General features: G+C 60.1%; 16 protein-coding genes. 11 read left to right on the top strand and 5 right to left on the bottom strand.

Features of this window, described 5'->3' with window-relative positions; all coding sequences use genetic code 11:
• Positions 1 to 26: 26 nt before the first annotated feature.
• The 4 genes from KGB20_RS26575 to KGB20_RS26590 all read right to left on the bottom strand — a co-directional run bounded on the left by KGB20_RS26575 (position 27) and on the right by KGB20_RS26590 (position 6,911).
• The gene (locus tag KGB20_RS26575; RefSeq protein ID WP_102672256.1) at positions 27 to 2,873 is read right to left on the bottom strand and encodes a valine--tRNA ligase; all 2,847 of its coding nucleotides are present in this window, start codon (positions 2,871 to 2,873) and stop codon (positions 27 to 29) included.
• 254 nt (positions 2,874 to 3,127) lie between these two features.
• Entirely contained in the window at positions 3,128 to 4,444 is a 1,317-nt protein-coding gene (locus KGB20_RS26580) for an MFS transporter (RefSeq protein WP_090457564.1), read from the bottom strand.
• Between the two features lie 409 nt (positions 4,445 to 4,853).
• Entirely contained in the window at positions 4,854 to 6,086 is a 1,233-nt protein-coding gene (locus KGB20_RS26585; protein ID WP_150814686.1) for a transporter associated domain-containing protein, read from the bottom strand.
• Positions 6,087 to 6,098: 12 nt separating this feature from the next.
• Positions 6,099 to 6,911, bottom strand: coding sequence for an inner membrane protein YpjD (locus KGB20_RS26590; RefSeq protein WP_154860474.1), 813 nt, complete (start codon positions 6,909 to 6,911; stop codon positions 6,099 to 6,101).
• A 210-nt stretch (positions 6,912 to 7,121) separates the two neighbouring features.
• On the opposite strand from KGB20_RS26590, the gene ffh reads away from it, so the two are divergent.
• The 5 genes from ffh (at position 7,122) to rplS (ending at position 10,852) form a co-directional block, all read left to right on the top strand.
• Complete coding sequence (gene ffh / locus KGB20_RS26595) at positions 7,122 to 8,498, top strand: signal recognition particle protein (RefSeq protein ID WP_046041990.1); 1,377 nt, start codon at positions 7,122 to 7,124, stop codon at positions 8,496 to 8,498.
• Between the two features lie 409 nt (positions 8,499 to 8,907).
• Positions 8,908 to 9,159: a 30S ribosomal protein S16 gene (gene rpsP, locus KGB20_RS26600; RefSeq protein ID WP_007972721.1), complete on the top strand. Its 252-nt coding sequence runs from the start codon at positions 8,908 to 8,910 to the stop codon at positions 9,157 to 9,159.
• Between the two features lie 5 nt (positions 9,160 to 9,164).
• Entirely contained in the window at positions 9,165 to 9,701 is a 537-nt protein-coding gene (gene rimM, locus KGB20_RS26605) for a ribosome maturation factor RimM (RefSeq protein WP_057713414.1), read from the top strand.
• Between the two features lie 2 nt (positions 9,702 to 9,703).
• Positions 9,704 to 10,456 carry a tRNA (guanosine(37)-N1)-methyltransferase TrmD gene (gene trmD, locus KGB20_RS26610; RefSeq protein ID WP_007897583.1) on the top strand — a complete coding sequence of 251 codons (753 nt, stop codon included), beginning with the start codon at positions 9,704 to 9,706 and terminating at the stop codon, positions 10,454 to 10,456.
• Positions 10,457 to 10,501: 45 nt separating this feature from the next.
• Positions 10,502 to 10,852 carry a 50S ribosomal protein L19 gene (gene rplS, locus KGB20_RS26615; protein ID WP_003175895.1) on the top strand — a complete coding sequence of 117 codons (351 nt, stop codon included), beginning with the start codon at positions 10,502 to 10,504 and terminating at the stop codon, positions 10,850 to 10,852.
• Between the two features lie 202 nt (positions 10,853 to 11,054).
• Here rplS and KGB20_RS26620 read toward each other — a convergent pair whose 3' ends face one another.
• Entirely contained in the window at positions 11,055 to 12,866 is a 1,812-nt protein-coding gene (locus KGB20_RS26620; RefSeq protein WP_154860473.1) for a cation:proton antiporter, read from the bottom strand.
• Between the two features lie 107 nt (positions 12,867 to 12,973).
• Here KGB20_RS26620 and xerD point away from each other — a divergent pair, with 107 nt between their 5' ends.
• The 6 genes from xerD to KGB20_RS26650 all read left to right on the top strand — a co-directional run bounded on the left by xerD (position 12,974) and on the right by KGB20_RS26650 (position 19,706).
• On the top strand, positions 12,974 to 13,870 hold the full coding sequence (xerD, locus tag KGB20_RS26625) for a site-specific tyrosine recombinase XerD (RefSeq protein ID WP_154860472.1): 897 nt from the start codon (positions 12,974 to 12,976) through the stop codon (positions 13,868 to 13,870).
• A gap of 266 nt (positions 13,871 to 14,136) precedes the next feature.
• Positions 14,137 to 14,868, top strand: a complete 732-nt coding sequence (gene dsbC, locus KGB20_RS26630; protein WP_057713416.1) for a bifunctional protein-disulfide isomerase/oxidoreductase DsbC — start codon at positions 14,137 to 14,139, stop codon at positions 14,866 to 14,868.
• Between the two features lie 133 nt (positions 14,869 to 15,001).
• Positions 15,002 to 16,306, top strand: a complete 1,305-nt coding sequence (locus KGB20_RS26635; protein WP_057713417.1) for a homoserine dehydrogenase — start codon at positions 15,002 to 15,004, stop codon at positions 16,304 to 16,306.
• A 66-nt stretch (positions 16,307 to 16,372) separates the two neighbouring features.
• A complete protein-coding gene (thrC, locus tag KGB20_RS26640; protein WP_150814684.1) occupies positions 16,373 to 17,782 on the top strand; it encodes a threonine synthase in 1,410 nt (469 codons plus the stop codon).
• A gap of 119 nt (positions 17,783 to 17,901) precedes the next feature.
• Positions 17,902 to 19,257, top strand: coding sequence for a transporter substrate-binding domain-containing protein (locus tag KGB20_RS26645; RefSeq protein WP_154860471.1), 1,356 nt, complete (start codon positions 17,902 to 17,904; stop codon positions 19,255 to 19,257).
• Between the two features lie 161 nt (positions 19,258 to 19,418).
• A complete protein-coding gene (locus KGB20_RS26650) occupies positions 19,419 to 19,706 on the top strand; it encodes a DUF3509 domain-containing protein (protein WP_150814682.1) in 288 nt (95 codons plus the stop codon).
• Positions 19,707 to 19,826 lie beyond the last annotated feature (120 nt).

Consider the following 19,826-nt stretch of genomic DNA (forward strand, 5'->3'; position numbering starts at 1 on the left):
CCTCCCTCTTTCATTGCGATCTGCCGTTACAAACTGGCAATCCGCGCATGCTGCTCGGCCAGCTTGCCCAGGGCCTGTTCGGCCTCGGCCAGTTTGGCGCGTTCTTTCTCGATGACTTCAGCCGGTGCCTTGTCAACGAAACCGGCGTTGGACAGCTTGCCGCCGACTCGTTGCACTTCACCTTGCAGACGCTGGATTTCCTTGTCCAGACGCGCCAGTTCCGCACCTTTGTCGATCAAGCCGGCCATTGGCACCAGCACTTCCATCTCGCCGACCAGCGCGGTGGCGGACAGCGGTGCTTCTTCGCCAGCAGCCAGTACGGTGATCGATTCCAGGCGCGCCAGCTTCTTCAGCAGGGCTTCGTTCTCGGTCAGGCGACGCTGATCCTCGGCGCTGACGTTCTTCAGGAACAGCGGCAGGGGTTTGCCCGGGCCGATGTTCATTTCGCCACGGATGTTACGAGTGCCAAGCATCAGGCCCTTGAGCCATTCGATGTCATCTTCGGCCGCCTGATCGATGCGTGTTTCGTTGGCCACTGGCCAAGGTTGCAGCATGATCGTCTTGCCTTCGATACCGGCCAGCGGCGCGATACGCTGCCAGATTTCTTCGGTGATGAACGGCATGAACGGGTGCGCCAGGCGCAGGGCGACTTCCAGTACGCGAACCAGGGTGCGACGGGTGCCGCGCTGGCGTTCGACCGGTGCGTTTTCGTCCCACAGCACAGGCTTGGACAGTTCCAGGTACCAGTCGCAATACTGGTTCCAGATGAACTCGTACAAGGCCTGTGCTGCCAGGTCGAAACGGAACTGGTCAAGCTGGCGGGTCACTTCGGCTTCGGTGCGCTGCAGCTGCGAAATGATCCAGCGGTCAGCCAGGGACAGCTCAAAGGCTTCGCCGTTCTGGCCGCAGTCTTCGCCCTTGTCCAGTACGTAGCGCGCCGCGTTCCAGATCTTGTTGCAGAAGTTGCGATAGCCTTCGACGCGGCCCATGTCGAACTTGATGTCACGACCGGTGGACGCCAGCGAGCAGAAGGTGAAGCGCAGGGCGTCGGTGCCGTAGCTGGCGATGCCTTCGGCGAACTCGTCACGGGTCTGCTTCTCGATCTTCTTCGCCAGTTTCGGCTGCATCATGCCGGAGGTGCGTTTCTGCACCAGGGCTTCGAGCTCGATGCCGTCGATGATGTCCAGTGGGTCCAGGACGTTGCCCTTGGACTTGGACATCTTCTGGCCCTGGCCATCGCGCACCAGGCCGTGGACGTAGACGGTCTTGAACGGAACCTGCGGGGTGCCGTCTTCGTTTTTCACCAAATGCATGGTGAGCATGATCATCCGGGCTACCCAGAAGAAAATGATGTCGAAGCCGGTTACCAAGACGTCGGTGGAGTGGAATTTCTTCAGGAACTCGGTTTTTTCCGGCCAGCCGAGGGTGGAGAACGTCCACAGGCCCGAGCTGAACCAGGTGTCGAGAACGTCATTGTCCTGTTGCAGCGCAACGTCCGGGCCGATGCTGTGCTTGGCCCGCACTTCGGCTTCGTCGCGACCGACGTAGACCTTGCCCGACTCGTCGTACCAGGCCGGAATCCGGTGGCCCCACCACAGCTGACGGCTGATGCACCAGTCCTGGATGTCGCGCATCCACGAGAAATACATGTTTTCGTACTGTTTCGGCACGAACTGGATACGGCCGTCTTCAACGGCGGCAATCGCAGGCTCGGCCAACGGCTTGGTGGACACGTACCACTGGTCGGTCAGCCAAGGCTCGATGACGGTGCCGGAGCGGTCGCCTTTCGGCACCTTCAGGGCGTGATCGTCAACGCTGACCAACAGGCCGGCGGCGTCGAACGCGGCCACGATCTGCTTGCGCGCTTCGAAGCGGTCGAGACCGGCGTATTCGGCCGGGATCTTGCCGTCGATGGTTTCGTTCAGCGTGCCGTCGAGGTTGAACACCTGGCAAGCCGGCAGGACCGATGCGTTCTTGTCGAAGATGTTCAGCAGCGGCAGGTTGTGACGCTTGCCGACTTCATAGTCGTTGAAGTCGTGGGCCGGGGTGATTTTCACGCAGCCGGTGCCGAATTCAGGGTCGCAATAATCGTCGGCGATGATCGGGATGCGGCGGCCAACCAGTGGCAGCTCGACAAATTTGCCGATCAGGGCTTTGTAGCGTTCATCGTTCGGGTTAACGGCCACGGCGGAGTCGCCGAGCATGGTTTCCGGGCGAGTGGTCGCGACGATCAGGAAGTCGTTGCCTTCAGCGGTCTTGGCGCCGTCGGCCAGCGGGTATTTCAGGTTCCACAGGAAACCTTTCTCGTCGTGGTTTTCCACTTCGAGGTCGGAAATCGCCGTGTGCAGCTTGGTGTCCCAGTTGACCAGGCGCTTGCCGCGGTAGATCAGGCCGTCTTCGTGCAGGCGGACGAAAGCCTCTTTAACGGCCTCCGAGAGGCCGTCGTCCATGGTGAAGCGCTCGCGGCTCCAATCTACGGACGAACCGAGACGACGGATCTGACGGCTGATGTTGCCACCGGACTCATCTTTCCACTCCCAGACTTTCTCGAGGAATTTCTCGCGGCCCAGGTCATGGCGGCTCTGGCCCTTGGCTTCGAGCTGACGCTCCACCAACATCTGCGTGGCGATACCGGCGTGGTCGGTGCCCGGCTGCCACAGGGTGTTGCGACCCTGCATGCGGCGGAAACGGATCAGGGCGTCCATGATCGCGTTGTTGAAGCCGTGACCCATGTGCAGGCTGCCGGTGACGTTCGGCGGCGGGATCATGATGGTGTAGGACTCGCCCGCGCCTTGCGGGGCGAAGTAATTCTCTGACTCCCAGGTGTTGTACCAGGAAGTTTCAATGGCGTGCGGCTGGTAGGTCTTATCCATGCGCGGCGGGACCCTATTGGCATTTATTCAGGAAAAGCCGGGAAGTATAGCGGGGATGAGCCCATGCGCGTAGAGCGAGGTGACAATGGGTGGGGGAAAAGTTGTGGTTTTTCGGGGAGTGTTTTGTCTGCAATGACGCCATCGCGGGCAAGCCACGCTCCCACAGGATCAGTGTCGATCACAAAATAGTGGTTCGACAAAAAAACTGTGGGAGCGGCGGTGCGGCGATCCGACTTGCCCGCGAAAGCAATCTGTCAGGCGATCTGATTCAAATCGTTATGCCGCGTTTCCTTCAGGCACAGCACCGCGATCAAACTCAGCACCGCCGCCGCGGACACATAACCGCCGACATAACTCAATCCGCCCATCGCCACCAGTTTCTGGGCGAAGAACGGCGCCGCGGAAGCGCCGACGATACCGCCCAGGTTGTAGGCCGCCGAGGCGCCGGTGTAGCGCACGTGGGTGGGGAACAGCTCCGGCAGCAACGCCCCCATAGGCGCAAATGTCACACCCATCAGAAACAGTTCGATGCACAGGAACAACGCCACGCCCCAGGTCGAGCCTTGGGTCAGCAGGGGCTCCATGAGGAAGCCGGACAGGATCGCCAGCACACCGCCGATGATCAGCACCGGTTTGCGCCCATAACGGTCGCTGGCCCAGGCCGACAGCGGGGTGGCGGCAGCCATGAACAGCACCGCGAAGCACAACAGGCCGAGGAAGGTTTCGCGGCTGTAGCCGAGCGTTGCCACGCCGTAACTCAGGGAAAACACGGTGGAGATGTAAAACAGCGCGTAGCACACGACCATTGCGCCGGCTCCCAGCAATACGGGCGCCCAGTATTGGCCGAACAGCTCGAACAGCGGGATCTTCACTCGTTCCTGGCGCGCCATGGCGTTGGCGAATACCGGGGTCTCATGCAGCTTGAGACGAACGTACAGGCCGACCATCACCAGTGCGGCGCTGAGCAGGAACGGAATACGCCAGCCCCATGAGCGGAACTGTTCGTCATCCAGCACCACGGCCAGGGTCAGGAACAGGCCGTTGGCCGCCAGAAAGCCGATGGATGGACCCAGCTGCGGGAACATGCCGAACCACGCGCGCTTGCCTTTCGGCGCGTTCTCCGTGGCCAGCAATGCCGCGCCACCCCATTCGCCGCCCAATCCAAGGCCTTGGCCGAAGCGCAGGACGCAAAGCAGGATCGGTGCCCAGGCGCCAATGCTGTCGTATCCCGGCAGCACGCCGATCAGCGTGGTACACACGCCCATCAGCAGCAGCGAGGCGACCAGGGTCGATTTGCGGCCGATACGGTCGCCGAAGTGACCGAAAAGGGCCGAACCCAAGGGGCGTGCAAGGAAGGCGATGCCGAACGTGAGAAAAGCCGAAAGCATCTGGGCGGTGCCGGATGTCTGCGGAAAGAACACCGGGCCGATCACCAGCGCGGCGGCGGTGGCATAGACGTAGAAGTCGTAGAACTCGATGGCGGTACCGATGAAGCTTGCGGTGGCCACGCGGGTGGCGGAGTTCGTCGGTTGCGCAGGTGTGGAGTCGCTGTAAGTCGTGCTGGTCGTCATGCGGTTATCCCTGACAGTCATGTGCTCCAGTGGAGCGAATTATTATGGTCGAGAACCCAGGGATGTGGGCGGAGGCACGGTCGCTGTTCAAGGTCGGAACAGTCGTCGGTTTGTTGCGGACTTTGCTGGTGGACAGGCCGGATGCTGCGACGTGCGGGGTAAGCACGGGGCCGGCGAGGCTTGGGTAAGCGTTTCGATTATAGGAAGGTGGCTAACGATCGAACAAGAGGGCTTGCGAGGACATTGTGGCGAGGGGGCTTGTCGGAACGCCGCACCGCCCCGTTCGGCTGCGAAGCAGTCGTAAAGTCGGCAGCCACGGTGTACCAGATGAAAAGTAGTTGCATGGTTTAGCACTGCTTCGCAGCGCAACGGGGGCAAGCCCCCTCGCCACAAGGATTTGTGTCGGGTTTTAGATAACCACAGGCATCGAGCTGGTCTGCCAGATCAGCACCCGCGTGACACGGTTGTCCTCGGTCTCGAGAATTTCCAGGCGATACCGGCCGATCTTCAGGCACACCGCGCTATCGGGAATAGTCTCCAGGGCCTCGGTCACCAGGCCGTTCAGGGTTTTCGGGCCATCGCTGGGCAGGTGCCAGCCGAGGCTCTTGTTCAGCTCGCGAATGGACGCGGCACCGTCGACCACCAAGCGTCCGTCGGCTTGCGGATGAATGTGCGGATTGTCCAGGCTCTGCTGGCTTTCGAACTCGCCGACGATTTCTTCGAGAATGTCTTCCAGGGTGACGATGCCCAGCACTTCGCCGTATTCGTCGACCACCATGCCCAGGCGTCGCTGCTGCTTGTGAAAGTTGAGCAGTTGCAGTTGCAACGGGGTACTTTCCGGCACGAAGTACGGCTCGTGGCTGGCCGCCAGCAACGCTTCCCTGGTCAGGCTCGCATCGGGCAGCAAATGAAGGATGTGTCGGGTGTTGAGGACGGCTTCGACCTGGTTGATATCGCTGTGGAACACCGGCAGGCGCGTGCGTTTGTTGTGGCGCAATTGTTCGATGATTTCTTCGATGGAGTCATCGAGATTGATGCCGTCCACGTCGCTGCGCGGTACCAGGATGTCATTGACGGTAATGTTGTCCAGCGCGTGGATGCCTGGCAGCGGGTGAGGGCGGCTTGCGGTTTCGGAGGGCGCATGCCGCTCCGTCAGCGCTTCGTCCTCGCTTTGTTGCACCACTTTGGCTTTACGGGCGAATGGGCGCGTCAGCAACTGACTGATGCTGTTGAGCAGCCATGCCGCGGGATAGATGATTTTCAGCGGTAACCGCAGCAGGTTGTTGCCCTGGGCCAGGATCGCATCCGGATAGCGGGTGGCGAGGGCGCGTGGCAAATAGTCGGAAAACACCAGCAACATGGCGCCCGCTCCGAGGCAGGCGACCCACGGGCCGTTCTCGGCCCAGGTGAACATGGCCAGCAAGGTGCTGATGACCACCACGAGTGCACGGCACAGAGTGTTGCAAAAAATCAGGCTGGCCAGTGGGAAGCTGAGTTTCGCTACCGGTTTGTCGCTGGAACGCGTTGCGGTGCGCTGGGCCAGCAAATGCTGGTGCGCCGCTTCGATGGCGGTAAACAGCCCTGACCATAAAACCAGCAGGGTCACTACCGCGAGCATCGGCCCTATGGGCAAGTCGTCCATTAATGCCGCCCGTCAGATATGCAGGATGTATTCACGAACCAGCTTGCTGCCGAAATACGCCAGCATCAACAGGCAAAAACCGGCCAGGGTCCAGCGAATGGCTTTGTGCCCGCGCCAGCCAAGGCGATTGCGTCCCCACAGCAGCACGCTGAAAACGACCCAGGCCAGGCAGGCCAGCAGTGTTTTGTGCACCAGATGCTGGGCGAACAGGTTCTCTACGAACAGCCAGCCGGAAATCAGCGATAGCGACAACAGCGTCCAGCCGGCCCAGAGGAAACCGAACAGCAGGCTTTCCATGGTTTGCAGTGGCGGGAAGTTCTTGATCAGCCCGGATGGGTGCTTGTGCTTGAGCTGATGGTCTTGAATCAGCAGCAACAAAGACTGGAACACCGCGATGGTGAACATGCCGTAGGCCAGGATCGAAAGCAGGATGTGGGCGAGGATGCCCGGCTCCTCAACGATGACCTGTACCGTGCCGGCGGGAGCAAAATGCGCCAGCAACACGGTCAAGGCCCCAAGCGGGAGCAGCAGGACCAGCAGGTTCTCCACCGGAATCCGCGAGCAGGCCAGCAGGGTCAGTGCGATGACCGCCACGGCTATCAGGCTGGCGGCACTGAAGAAGTCCAGGGCCAGACCGGTCGGGGTCAGCAGGTGGGTGAGCAGGCTGGCGCTGTGGGCCAATACGGCGAGCACGCCGAGCATGACCAGCAGGCGTTTGTTGACCTTGGCGCCGGACGCCAGGCGAGTGCCCTGGTAAATGGTCGCAGCGGCGTACAAGCAGGCGGCGGCGAGAGTAGTTAGCAAGCTGGGTGACAAGGGGAGCATAAATCCTGTTAGGCAAGCCCGAAAGTCGCTGAGTTTGGCATAGAACCCCCGCCACACGAAAGACCGCGCAACCCGACGGCGAGGTGTCCGCCGGCCGCAGTCTTCGCTATAATCCGCGACCTGCCCACGCCGCAGGCTCGCCGAGCACACGTTTAGTCCGGTCCGGGCCGCCATTATCCCGGTCTACACAGGGCCTGAAAGGATCGCGCAATGTTTGAAAACTTAACCGACCGTCTCTCGCAGACGCTGCGCCATGTCACCGGCAAGGCCAAGCTGACTGAAGACAACATCAAAGACACCCTGCGCGAAGTGCGCATGGCGTTGCTCGAAGCCGACGTCGCCCTGCCGGTGGTCAAGGACTTCGTCAATTCGGTCAAGGAGCGCGCCGTCGGCACCGAGGTGTCACGCAGCCTGACGCCGGGCCAGGCCTTCGTGAAGATCGTCCAGGCCGAACTCGAAAGCCTGATGGGCGCGGCCAACGAAGATTTGAACCTGAGCGCAGTGCCGCCAGCGGTCATCCTCATGGCAGGTTTGCAGGGCGCTGGTAAAACCACCACCGCCGGCAAGCTCGCGCGCTTCCTTAAAGAGCGCAAGAAGAAGTCGGTCATGGTCGTGTCCGCCGACGTTTATCGTCCAGCGGCGATCAAGCAGCTGGAAATGCTCGCCGGTGAAGTCGGCGTTACCTTCTTCCCGTCCGACCTGAGCCAGAAGCCGGTCGAGATCGCGCAAGCGGCTATTAAGGAAGCCAAACTCAAATTCATCGACGTGGTCATCGTCGATACCGCCGGTCGCCTGCACATCGATGAAGAGATGATGGGCGAGATCAAGGCCCTGCACGCCGCGATCAACCCGGTCGAAACCCTGTTCGTGGTCGACGCCATGACCGGCCAGGACGCCGCCAACACGGCCAAGGCCTTCGGCGATGCATTGCCGCTGACCGGTGTGATCCTGACCAAGGTCGACGGCGACGCCCGTGGCGGTGCCGCACTGTCGGTGCGCGCCATCACCGGCAAGCCGATCAAGTTCATCGGTATGGGCGAGAAGAGCGAAGCGCTCGATCCGTTCCATCCTGAGCGTATCGCCTCGCGCATCCTCGGCATGGGCGACGTGCTCAGCCTGATCGAGCAGGCGGAAGCGACCCTCGACAAGGACAAGGCCGACAAGCTGGCCAAGAAACTGAAGAAGGGCAAGGGCTTCGACCTCGAAGACTTCCGCGATCAGCTGCAACAGATGAAGAACATGGGCGGCCTCGGCGGGCTCATGGACAAGCTGCCGAACATGGGTGGCGTGAACCTGGCGCAAATGGGCAACGCCCAGGGTGCGGCAGAGAAGCAATTCAAGCAGATGGAAGCCATCATCAACTCCATGACCCCGGCCGAGCGCCGCGACCCTGAGATGATCAGTGGTTCGCGCAAGCGCCGGATCGCCATGGGTTCCGGCACCCAGGTGCAGGACATCGGCCGCTTGATCAAGCAGCACAAGCAGATGCAGAAGATGATGAAGAAGTTCTCTGCAAAAGGCGGAATGGCCAAGATGATGCGCGGCATGGGCGGAATGTTGCCCGGCGGCGGCATGCCAAAGATTTAGTGTCCAGTCACGCCAATACTGCTCAATTTTGGCGGCGCCTGTGGACCTCATGCTGCGTTGCCGCTCCTCGCCATAGCCAGCTATGACTCGTCGCGGCGCATTGCCTGAGGTCCACAGTCACTCGCCAAAATATGAGCATTATTGGCGAGACTGGACAGAAGAATCCGCGCCGGTCATCGCACCGGCGCAGACCCGCAAGGAAGCGGGATCTCCAGCAAACCCGCACTTGGCGGGAGCTGACCGGCCGTTTTCAACGACGGCTCTATAGCAAATCTGCATGGCGGCCGATAGACCGCCGGAAAAAGTCATTTGCAAAAGTCCGGATATTCCTTAGAATATGCGGCCTTTCGGGCACCCATGCCCGCTGTGCCTTTAGATTTGCAGCACCGACTACAGGAACGATGTTCACATGCTAACAATCCGTCTTGCCCTTGGCGGCTCCAAAAAGCGCCCGTTTTACCACTTGACCGTAACCGACAGCCGCAACCCGCGCGACGGTTCGCACAAGGAACAGGTTGGCTACTTCAACCCTGTTGCCCGTGGTCAGGAAGTTCGTCTGTCCGTGAACCAAGAGCGCGTAGCCTACTGGCTGAGCGTTGGTGCACAACCTTCTGAGCGCGTTGCTCAGTTGTTGAAGGAATCTGCTAAGGCTGCGGCCTGAGCAATATGAACGCGACGCCAGCCATTGCTGATGATTTGATCGTTATCGGCAAGATTTATTCTGTTCACGGCGTTCGCGGCGAAGTGAAGGTGTACTCCTTTACTGATCCGATTAAAAACCTGCTGGACTACAAAACCTGGACGCTCAAGCGTGACGGTAATGTAAAGCAGGTAGAGCTGGTCAGCGGACGCGGGAATGACAAGTTCCTGGTCGCAAAGCTCAAGGGTCTCGATGATCGCGAAGAAGCTCGTCTTCTGGCCGGTTATGAGATCTGCGTGCCGCGCAACCTGTTCCCTGAACTGACCGACGGCGAGTACTACTGGTACCAGCTGGAAGGTCTCAAGGTCATCGATACGCACGGACAACTGTTCGGAAAAATCGATCACCTGCTGGAGACCGGCTCGAACGATGTCATGGTGGTCAAGCCTTGCGCTGGCAGCCTGGATGATCGCGAACGCCTGTTGCCCTATACGGAGCAATGCGTGTTGGCCGTCGACCTGGCCGCGGGCGAGATGAAGGTGGATTGGGACGCGGATTTCTAAGCGTGGCTAACTTGCGCGTAGAAGTGATCAGTCTGTTTCCCGAGATGTTTTCCGCCATCAGCGAGTACGGCATCACCAGTCGGGCGGTGAAACAGGGGCTCTTGCAGCTCACCTGTTGGAATCCGCGAGACTACACGACGGATCGACATCACACTGTGGACGATCGCCCGTTTGGCGGTGGTCCGGGCATGGTGATGAAGATCAAGCCCCTGGAAGATGCTCTGGTTCAGGCCAAGGCAGCAGCCGGGGAGGCGGCGAAGGTGATTTACCTGTCCCCCCAAGGCCGTCAACTGACTCAGTCGGCGGTACGCGAGTTGGCGAATCTGGATGCATTGATCCTGATTGCCGGCCGCTATGAAGGCATTGACGAGCGTTTTATTGATGCTCATGTCGATGAAGAGTGGTCGATTGGCGACTATGTACTGTCTGGCGGCGAGCTGCCGGCGATGGTCCTGATCGATGCGGTTACACGACTGCTGCCTGGAGCTTTAGGGCATGCGGACTCCGCAGAGGAAGATTCCTTTACGGATGGTTTGCTGGATTGCCCGCACTACACCCGACCGGAGGTGTATGCGGATCAGCGTGTTCCCGACGTATTGCTAAGTGGCAATCACGCGCACATCCGGCGTTGGCGTTTACAGCAGTCCCTTGGTCGGACCTTTGAACGACGCGCCGATCTTCTGGAAAGCCGCTCGCTTTCTGGAGAAGAGAAGAAGCTGCTCGAGGAATACATCCGCGAGCGGGACGATAGTTAACAACGTATCGATGGTAGATCCGACGATTTACCTTAGGAGCACAGCATGACTAACAAAATCATCCTTGCACTCGAAGCAGAGCAGATGACCAAAGAGATCCCTACCTTTGCCCCGGGCGACACCATTGTCGTTCAGGTGAAAGTGAAGGAAGGCGACCGTTCGCGTCTGCAAGCGTTCGAAGGTGTTGTTATCGCCAAGCGTAACCGCGGCGTAAACAGTGCATTCACCGTTCGTAAAATCTCCAACGGTGTTGGCGTAGAGCGTACTTTCCAGACCTACTCCCCGCAAATCGACAGCATGGCTGTCAAGCGTCGCGGTGACGTACGTAAAGCCAAGCTGTACTACCTGCGCGACCTGTCGGGCAAAGCAGCTCGCATCAAGGAAAAACTGGCTTAAGTCCAGCTTCCGATGCAAAAAAGCAGCCTGCGGGCTGCTTTTTTGTTGCCTGCGGTTTAACGAATTCTCCGGATCGCGGCCTGACGCGAGACCGGGTTGCGGCCATCGCGAGCAAGCTCGCTCCCGCAGTAGATCTTCTGCGACCGCAATGCCTGTGAACGCCATAGATCCCCTGTGGGAGCGAGCTTGCTCGCGATGCGATTTACGTAGCGTCGCTGGTTTCAGGCTGAATCAACGCCAACAACGTCCACCCTGCTGAAGGCTTGACCGCACTGTCCGGCGTCACCACATGCACCCAGCCACTGTCATCACGAGCAAACAGCAGAGTCGCACGCTCGCCATGCAACGCCTGATAGTCCTCCCAGCCAAAGCCCTCGGTCAGGTTCGTGCTGTACAACTCAGCCCCCTGATGCAGCTGATTGGCCAGCTTGATGTAGGTTAACTCCTCATTGCCTAGCAAACGCCCGCGATGTTCATGGCTGGCGCGATGTTTGTCGGTGCGTCGGCTCTCCTGGCCGCTGGCCAGTCCGAACAGCCGTTGATGGCCGAAATCATGGCGAAAACGCATTGCGGCGAGGGTGTTCAACTCCCCGGACGGTGACAACGCCAGCAAATGCCCGAGGCCGACCAGATCCAGATGCGCATCGGCATGTTGCGAGGCCGGGTTGCCAAAATAGGTCGGCAAGCCTTCCATCCGGGCTGCGCGAATGTTTTCCCAGCTCGAATCCGTCAACAGTACGCGACTGCCCAGTTGCTGCAGGGCCTTGCCCAGCGTGCGCGCAGGTCCGTTGGCGCCGATGATCAGAAAGCCGCTCGGTGCCGGTTCCGCCACCTTCAGCAGGCGCGCCAGCGGTCGTGCCGTCGCGCTTTGCAACACCACCGTGCCGATGATCACCGCAAAGGTGAGCGGCACCAGCAGCAACGCTCCCTGGTGACCGGCCTCATGCAGGCGAATGGCGAAGATTGCCGACACCGCCGCTGCCACGATGCCCCGTGGGGCAATCCACGCCAGCAGCGCCCGTTCGCGCCAACCCAGGCTGGAGCCCGCCGTGCTCAGCAGCACATTCAAAGGGCGGGCGATGAACTGAATGACCAGCAGCAAAATCAGCACCAGAGGCCCGAGGCCGATCATGGCGTTCAGGTCCAGCCGTGCCGCCAGCAGAATGAACAGGCCGGAGATCAGCAACACGCTGAGGTTTTCCTTGAAATGCAGGATGTGCCGTACATCCACGCCTTTCATGTTGGCCAGCCACATGCCCATCAGTGTCACGGCCAGCAACCCGGATTCATGGGTGACCTCGTTGGAGGCAATGAAAATACCCAGGACTGCCGCGAGCGCCGCCAGGTTGTGCAGGTATTCCGGCAGCCACTGGCGGCGAATCAGGGTGCCGAGCAACCAGCCACCAAAAATACCGAACAGGCTCCCGCACAAAATCACGCCGCCGAAGGTCAGCAGGCTTTCCTTGAGGCCGTTACCTTCGGCACTGGCAATGATGAAGCTATAGACGACTACCGCCAGCAGGGCGCCGATGGGGTCGATGACAATGCCTTCCCAGCGCAGGATATTGGCAATCGACGCTTTCGGGCGCACGACGCGTAGCATCGGTACGATCACGGTCGGCCCTGTCACCAGGGTCAGGCTGCCGAACAGGATGGCCAGCAACCAGTCGAACCCCAGCAGCCAGTGAGTGGCGACAGCAATGACCACCCAGGTGGAGAGGGCACCAATCGTGACCAGGCGATGGACGACGCTGCCGATTTCGCGCCACTCGGACAGATGCAGGGTCAGGCTGCCTTCGAACAGGATCAGCGCCACCGCCAAGGACACCAGCGGCATCAGCAATGGCCCGAACATTTCTTGCGGGTCGAGCAAGTGCAGCACGGGGCCAGCCAGGATGCCGGTCAGCAGCAGAAAAAGAATCGCCGGCAATTTCAAGCGCCAGGCCAGCCATTGGCAAAGCAGCGCCGCCGCGCCTATCCCGCCAAATGCCAATAAAATCTGCTGCTCGCTCATTGCTGCTCCCTGTTCCTTGAAATGGCGGCCTATGAAAGACTAGCGGCCGTTTTCATGTCCAATCTTAATTTTGCGTGCAGCCTCAAGGCTGCATGATTCGAGTACCCATGCCTGCCATCGATCACCCGCTGATAGACCAATTCCTCGATGCCCTGTGGTTGGAGAAAGGTCTTTCCGACAACACCCGCGATGCCTATCGCAGTGACCTGGCGCTGTTCAACGGCTGGTTGCAGGAAAAAGGGCTGGAGCTGATCAACGCTGGCCGCGAACTGATCCTTGATCACCTGGCTTGGCGTCTGGAACAAAACTACAAGCCTCGTTCCACTGCGCGATTTCTCTCCGGTGTGCGTGGGTTCTATCGCTACTTGCTGCGGGAAAAACTCATCGCCGTCGATCCGACCCTTCGCATCGACATGCCGCAGCTGGGTAGGCCGCTGCCGAAATCCTTGTCGGAAGCCGACGTGGAGGCGCTGTTGAAAGCGCCGGACCTGAGTGAAGCCATTGGCCAGCGTGACCGGGCCATGCTTGAAGTCCTGTACGCCTGCGGCCTGCGAGTGACGGAGCTGATCAGCCTGACGCTGGAGCAGGTCAATCTACGTCAGGGCGTGCTGCGCGTGATGGGCAAGGGTAGCAAGGAGCGTCTGGTGCCGATGGGTGAAGAGGCAATTGTCTGGGTCGAGCGCTACATGCGCGATGGCCGTGGCGAACTGCTCGGCGGGCGTCCCAGCGATGTGTTGTTCCCGAGTCAGCGTGGCGAGCAGATGACGCGTCAAACCTTCTGGCACCGGATCAAGCACCAGGCCAAGGTGGCCGGGATCGGCAAGTCGCTGTCGCCGCACACCTTGCGCCATGCCTTCGCCACGCATCTGCTCAATCACGGTGCAGACCTGCGGGTGGTGCAGATGCTGCTGGGGCACAGCGATTTGTCTACGACGCAGATCTACACCCATGTTGCCCGGGCGCGCTTGCAGGATTTGCACGCCAGGCATCATCCACGCGGGTGAACTTCCCGAGATCCGCTTTTCTGTGGGAGCGGGCTTGCCCGCGAAGAGGCCGGCACATACAACATTGATGTCGCCTGATACGACGCTTTCGCGAGCAAGCCCGCTCCCACAGGAGATTGTGTCGCCACAAATGTCTTGCATCAGGTGCATTCGGCCATGTGGGCCTTATGTGATAGGCTGGGCCGGTTTGCACGATGGGCGTTTATGACTCGGTGTTTCGGCACGGGCGTTCTGATCGTCCCATTTGTCCGTCTTCAGGAGTTCTCATGCGTCTGACCCAGATTTTCGCCGCCGCAGCCATTGCGTTGGTCAGCACCTTTGCCGTCGCCGATGACGCGGCCGACAAAGCCATTCGTAAAAGCCTGGAAAACCTCCAGCTCGAAGTGCCGGTAGAGACCATCACCGCCAGCCCGTTGCCAGGCCTGTACGAAGTCAAGCTCAAGGGCAGCCGTGTGCTGTATGCCAGCGCCGACGGCCAGTACGTGGTTCAGGGCTACCTGTTCGATCTCAAGGACGGCAAGCCGGTCAACCTGACCGAGAAGACCGAGCGCCAGGGCATCTCCAAACTGATCAACGCCATTCCGGTTGCCGAAACCGTTGTCTACCCGGCCATTGGCGAAACCAAGTCGCACATCACCGTATTCACCGACACCACCTGCCCGTACTGCCACAAGCTGCACGCCGAAGTGCCTGAGCTGAACAAGCGCGGCATCGAAGTGCGTTACGTTGCGTTCCCGCGTCAGGGCCTGGGCTCGCCGGGTGACGAGCAACTGCAAGCGGTGTGGTGCTCGAAAGACAAGAAAGCGGCCATGGACAAAATGGTCGACGGCAAGGAAATCAAGGCCGCCAAGTGCGATAACCCGGTCTCCAAACAGTTCGCCCTCGGCCAGTCGATCGGCGTGAATGGCACACCGGCCATCGTTTTGGCCGACGGTCAGGTCATTCCGGGCTACCAGCCTGCGCCACAAGTCGCCAAACTGGCGCTGGGCGCGAAGTAAATTCGCATCGTCACGGCAAGCCTTGACGATCATGGTCCGGTAGCGACATTCGCCGGGCCATCAATAGAGAGCCGCGAGTCTGCGGTTGTTTTCACGGCCGGCCTCGAGTCGGCCGTTTTATGGGGAGTTCACAGTGAAACCGGTCAAAGTAGGCATCTGTGGGTTAGGAACCGTCGGTGGCGGTACCTTCAACGTACTTCAGCGCAACGCCGAGGAAATTGCTCGTCGTGCCGGGCGTGGAATCGAAGTGGCACAAATTGCCATGCGCACGCCAAAGCCTCAGTTCCAAACGACCGGTATTGCGATTACCAACGATGTCTTCGAAGTGGCCACGAACCCTGAGATCGACATCGTCATAGAGCTGATGGGCGGCTACACCGTTGCCCGCGAGCTGGTACTCAAGGCCATCGAGAATGGCAAGCATGTGGTCACCGCGAACAAGGCGCTTATCGCCGTTCACGGTAATGAAATTTTCGCCAAGGCCCGCGAGAAGGGCGTGATCGTTGCGTTCGAAGCGGCGGTGGCCGGTGGCATCCCGGTGATCAAGGCGATCCGCGAAGGCCTGTCCGCCAACCGCATCAACTGGGTAGCCGGCATCATCAACGGCACCGGCAACTTCATCCTGACGGAAATGCGCGAGAAGGGTCGCACCTTCGAAGACGTATTGGCCGAAGCCCAGGCCCTGGGTTACGCCGAAGCCGATCCGACCTTCGACGTCGAGGGTATCGACGCCGCTCACAAGCTGACGATCCTGGCATCCATCGCGTTCGGTATTCCGTTGCAGTTCGACAAGGCTTACACCGAAGGCATCACCAAGCTGACCACCGCCGACGTGAACTACGCCGAAGCGCTGGGCTACCGCATCAAGCACCTGGGCGTGGCGCGCAGCACCGCGGCCGGTATCGAATTGCGCGTGCACCCGACGCTGATCCCGGCCGATCGCCTGATCGCCAACGTCAACGGCGTGATGAACGCGGTGATGGTCAACGGCGATGCTGCCGGTTCGACCCTGTTCTACGGCGCTGGCGCCGGCATGGAGCCGACCGCTTCGTCGGTGATCGCCGACCTGGTGGACGTGGTCCGCGCCATGACTTCCGACCCGGAAAACCGAGTACCGCACCTGGCGTTCCAGCCGGATTCGCTGTCGGCTCACCCGATCCTGCCGATCGAAGCCTGCGAAAGCGCCTACTACCTGCGCATCCAGGCCAAGGACCATCCGGGCGTATTGGCTCAGGTCGCGAGCATCCTTTCGGAGCGCGGCATCAACATCGAGTCGATCATGCAGAAGGAAGCCGAGGAGCACGACGGCCTGGTGCCGATGATCCTGCTGACCCACCGTGTGGTGGAACAGCGCATCAACGACGCCATCGCTGCTTTGGAAGCCTTGGCGGGTGTGGTCGGTCCAGTTGTACGGATCCGTGTCGAGCACCTGAACTAAGCCGATATCGTTGACCGGGCTCGCTTGCGGGCCCGGCACTACGAACACTGTCCATTGGAGTCAGTCATGCGTTACATCAGTACCCGCGGCCAGGCACCGGCCCTGAATTTCGAAGACGTCCTGCTGGCTGGTCTTGCCACCGACGGCGGTCTGTACGTCCCGGAAAACCTGCCACGTTTCACCCAGGAAGAAATCGCTTCCTGGGCCGGCCTGCCGTATCACGAACTGGCCTTCCGCGTCATGCGCCCGTTCGTCACCGGCAGCATTCCGGACGCCGATTTCAAAAAGATTCTTGAAGAAACCTACGGCGTGTTCGCCCACAGTGCCGTTGCGCCGCTGCGTCAGCTGAACGGCAACGAATGGGTGCTGGAGCTGTTCCACGGCCCGACCCTGGCGTTCAAGGATTTCGCCCTGCAACTGCTCGGTCGTCTGCTCGACTACGTGCTGGAAAAGCGCGGCGAGCGCGTGGTGATCGTCGGCGCCACCTCCGGTGATACCGGCTCGGCCGCCATCGAAGGCTGCAAGCACTGCGAAAACGTCGACATCTTCATCCTGCACCCGCACAACCGTGTGTCCGAGGTGCAGCGTCGGCAGATGACCACGATTTTCGGCGAGAACATCCACAACATCGCCATCGAAGGCAACTTCGATGACTGCCAGGAAATGGTCAAGGCGAGCTTCGCCGACCAGGGCTTCCTCAAAGGCACTCGCCTGGTCGCGGTGAACTCGATCAACTGGGCGCGGATCATGGCCCAGATCGTTTACTACTTCCACGCATCCCTGCAGCTGGGCGGCCCGGCGCGTTCGGTGTCGTTCTCGGTGCCGACCGGCAACTTCGGCGACATCTTCGCCGGTTATCTGGCGCGCAACATGGGCCTGCCGATCAATCAGTTGATCGTCGCCACCAACCGCAACGACATCCTGCACCGCTTCATGAGCGGCAATCAGTACGTCAAGGACACCCTGCACGCCACGCTGTCGCCGTCGATGGACATCATGGTCTCGTCGAACTTCGAACGCCTGCTGTTCGACCTGCACGGTCGCAACGGTGCGGCCATCGCCGGGCTGATGGATTCGTTCAAGCAGGGTGGCGGTTTCAGCGTCGAGCAAGAGCGCTGGACCGAAGCCCGCAAGTTGTTCGACTCGCTGGCCGTGGATGACGCGCAAACCTGCGAAACCATTGCCGAAGTCTACGAGCAGACTGGCGAAGTGCTGGATCCACACACAGCCATCGGCGTGAAAGCTGCCCGGGAATGCCGTCGCAGTCTGGATATTCCAATGGTGATCCTGGGCACCGCCCACCCGGTCAAATTCCCGGACGCCGTGGAAAAAGCCGGTGTAGGAAAAGCGCTCGAACTGCCGGTACATCTTTCTGATTTGTTTGAGCGAGACGAACGTTGCACCGTATTGCCAAATGACCTGAAGGCCGTGCAGGCCTTTGTCAGCCAGCATGGCAACCGCGGCAAGCCGCTGTAACCGGTCAGCGCTGTTACATTTTGAAGCCCGTCTCCTGACGGGCTTTTTCATTTATGCATGCACACTTGTCGTGTTATCGCCGCGAAGGGACAGGCGAATGGATCACCAAGGACGTGGGAATGCTGTTTACAAGTGTGTTCAAGCCAGTCGCGCGCTGGCTGTTTTTATTCGGCATGCTGGGAATCGCCGAATGGGGAGGGGCAAGCCCTGCATCGATTCAGGAGCGTGGGAAGTCTGCCGCACGGTCAATGGTCGTGCTGGATGACCAGGAGTTGCAGTGGATGGCCAAGCATCCTCGGGTTGTGGTCTCGGCGCTGGAATACCCGTTGTACCTGTTCAAGGATGAACATGGCCAATGGACGGGCTTGAACAGTGACCTGCTCAAACGCATCAGTGACATGACGGGGTTGCAGTTCGTTTACCAAGAGTCTTTTTCCACCGATCAGATGCTGGCCCATCTGGAAAGCGGCGCTGCGGATTTGAGTACGACCCTGGCGATGAATGACGAACGCAAGGCGTTTCTCGATTTCAGTCATGCGTTCGGCGGTGCAGGATGGGTCTTTCTCGGGCAGGCCGGAGCACCACCGGTGCAGTCGCTGGAGGATCTGGCGAAGCGGGTACTGGTGCTGCCGACCCGGCATGCACTGGAGGCGATGATCCGTCGTAATTATCCGTCCATCGAGTTGCGTTCGGTTAAAACCTACGCCGAAGCCCGTGCCTGGGTGGAAAGCGGCGAAGCCTACGCCACCATCGAAAGCGAAATCGGCGCCCAGCTCATTCCGTCGGGCCGGCTTAAGATCGACGCCGTGGTGCCGGGAAAATGGGATGCGGATTATCTGGCGGTGCGTGAAGGCCAGCCGCAGTTGCTGAGTATCCTCAACAAGGCGCTTGAGGCGTTTCCTGAACAGGAGTTGCGCGGCCTTCGCCTGAAGTGGTTCGGCGGCGCTACCGCGCCACAGGCGTCTGGCCTCTGGCAGCGGATTGACCAGTGGGTTTGCTGGGGCGTGTTGGTGGTCAGCCTGTTCGGCCTGTTGTCCCTGCTCTGGAATCGGCGGTTGGCGGTGGTGGTCAGGCAACGGATCGAGGCCCAAAGCACTCTGCGCGATCAGCTCGCCTTCCAGCATGCCCTGATGGATGCCATGCCTGACCCGATGTTTGTCCGTGATCTGCAAGGGCGCTTGATCATGTGCAACAAAAGTTATGAGGACGCCTTGTCGACGCGTTTTGACCGGATGCAGGGGCGGCAGTTGATCGAGGTCGATGCCATGCCCAGACAAACCGCGGAATTGCTGCATGCCGAGTTCATGGCGCAATTGAGTACGCGCAGGACGCGCTTTTTCGAGCGTCAATTGATGTTCAAGGACGGTGTCAGGGATATCTACCAGTGGACAGTGCCGTTTTACACGGCGGATGGCCAGCTACGGGGATTGTTGGGGGGGTGGGCCGACATCGCCCGGCGCACCCGACAGACGTGATGGTTGGGTTTTTTCCCTGTCATGTTCGCCGTGCATGCTCTCTTGACTGGGCTGCAGGTTCGACTGCGGTCAGTACCCAGAACCTTCTTCTCGGGCCAGCGGTCATTTGTAGTAGGCATGCCCCAGGCACGTTGTTTTCGGACTATTGAGTGGTGATCGGGATGGAAAGTATCAGTCTGTTGCTCGGTGAGGCGCTAAGCCCGTATCAGGTTACGTTGACCCCGTCAGGCATTCGTGGCGAATGCCGGGTGACCCTGACGAATGCTATCGGCGCGACCGTGGTCGAGCGCGAGTTCAATCAGGCCCAGTTGAATGACAAGCGCTTGCTGACGGATGTGGTCGACGGTTTGCATCGCGACGTGCTGATCGCTGAAGGACGCCTTGAGCCTTGTGTGATCGCGGCATTACGTAATGCGGCGCAGGACAAGCTGCTGGCCAGCCGCAATTGAACGGTTTTTTGTAGGAACCTTCCCATACCCTGGTCAGTCAGACTTTGTAACAGCAGGATCAAGCATTGTGCTCCGGTGCTTGTAGCTTGCTGCTACTGGTCTCCAAGCAGGCCACGTTTG

This window comes from Pseudomonas sp. BF-R-30 (assembly GCF_019956175.1).
In the GTDB taxonomy this organism is placed as follows: domain Bacteria; phylum Pseudomonadota; class Gammaproteobacteria; order Pseudomonadales; family Pseudomonadaceae; genus Aquipseudomonas; species Aquipseudomonas jessenii.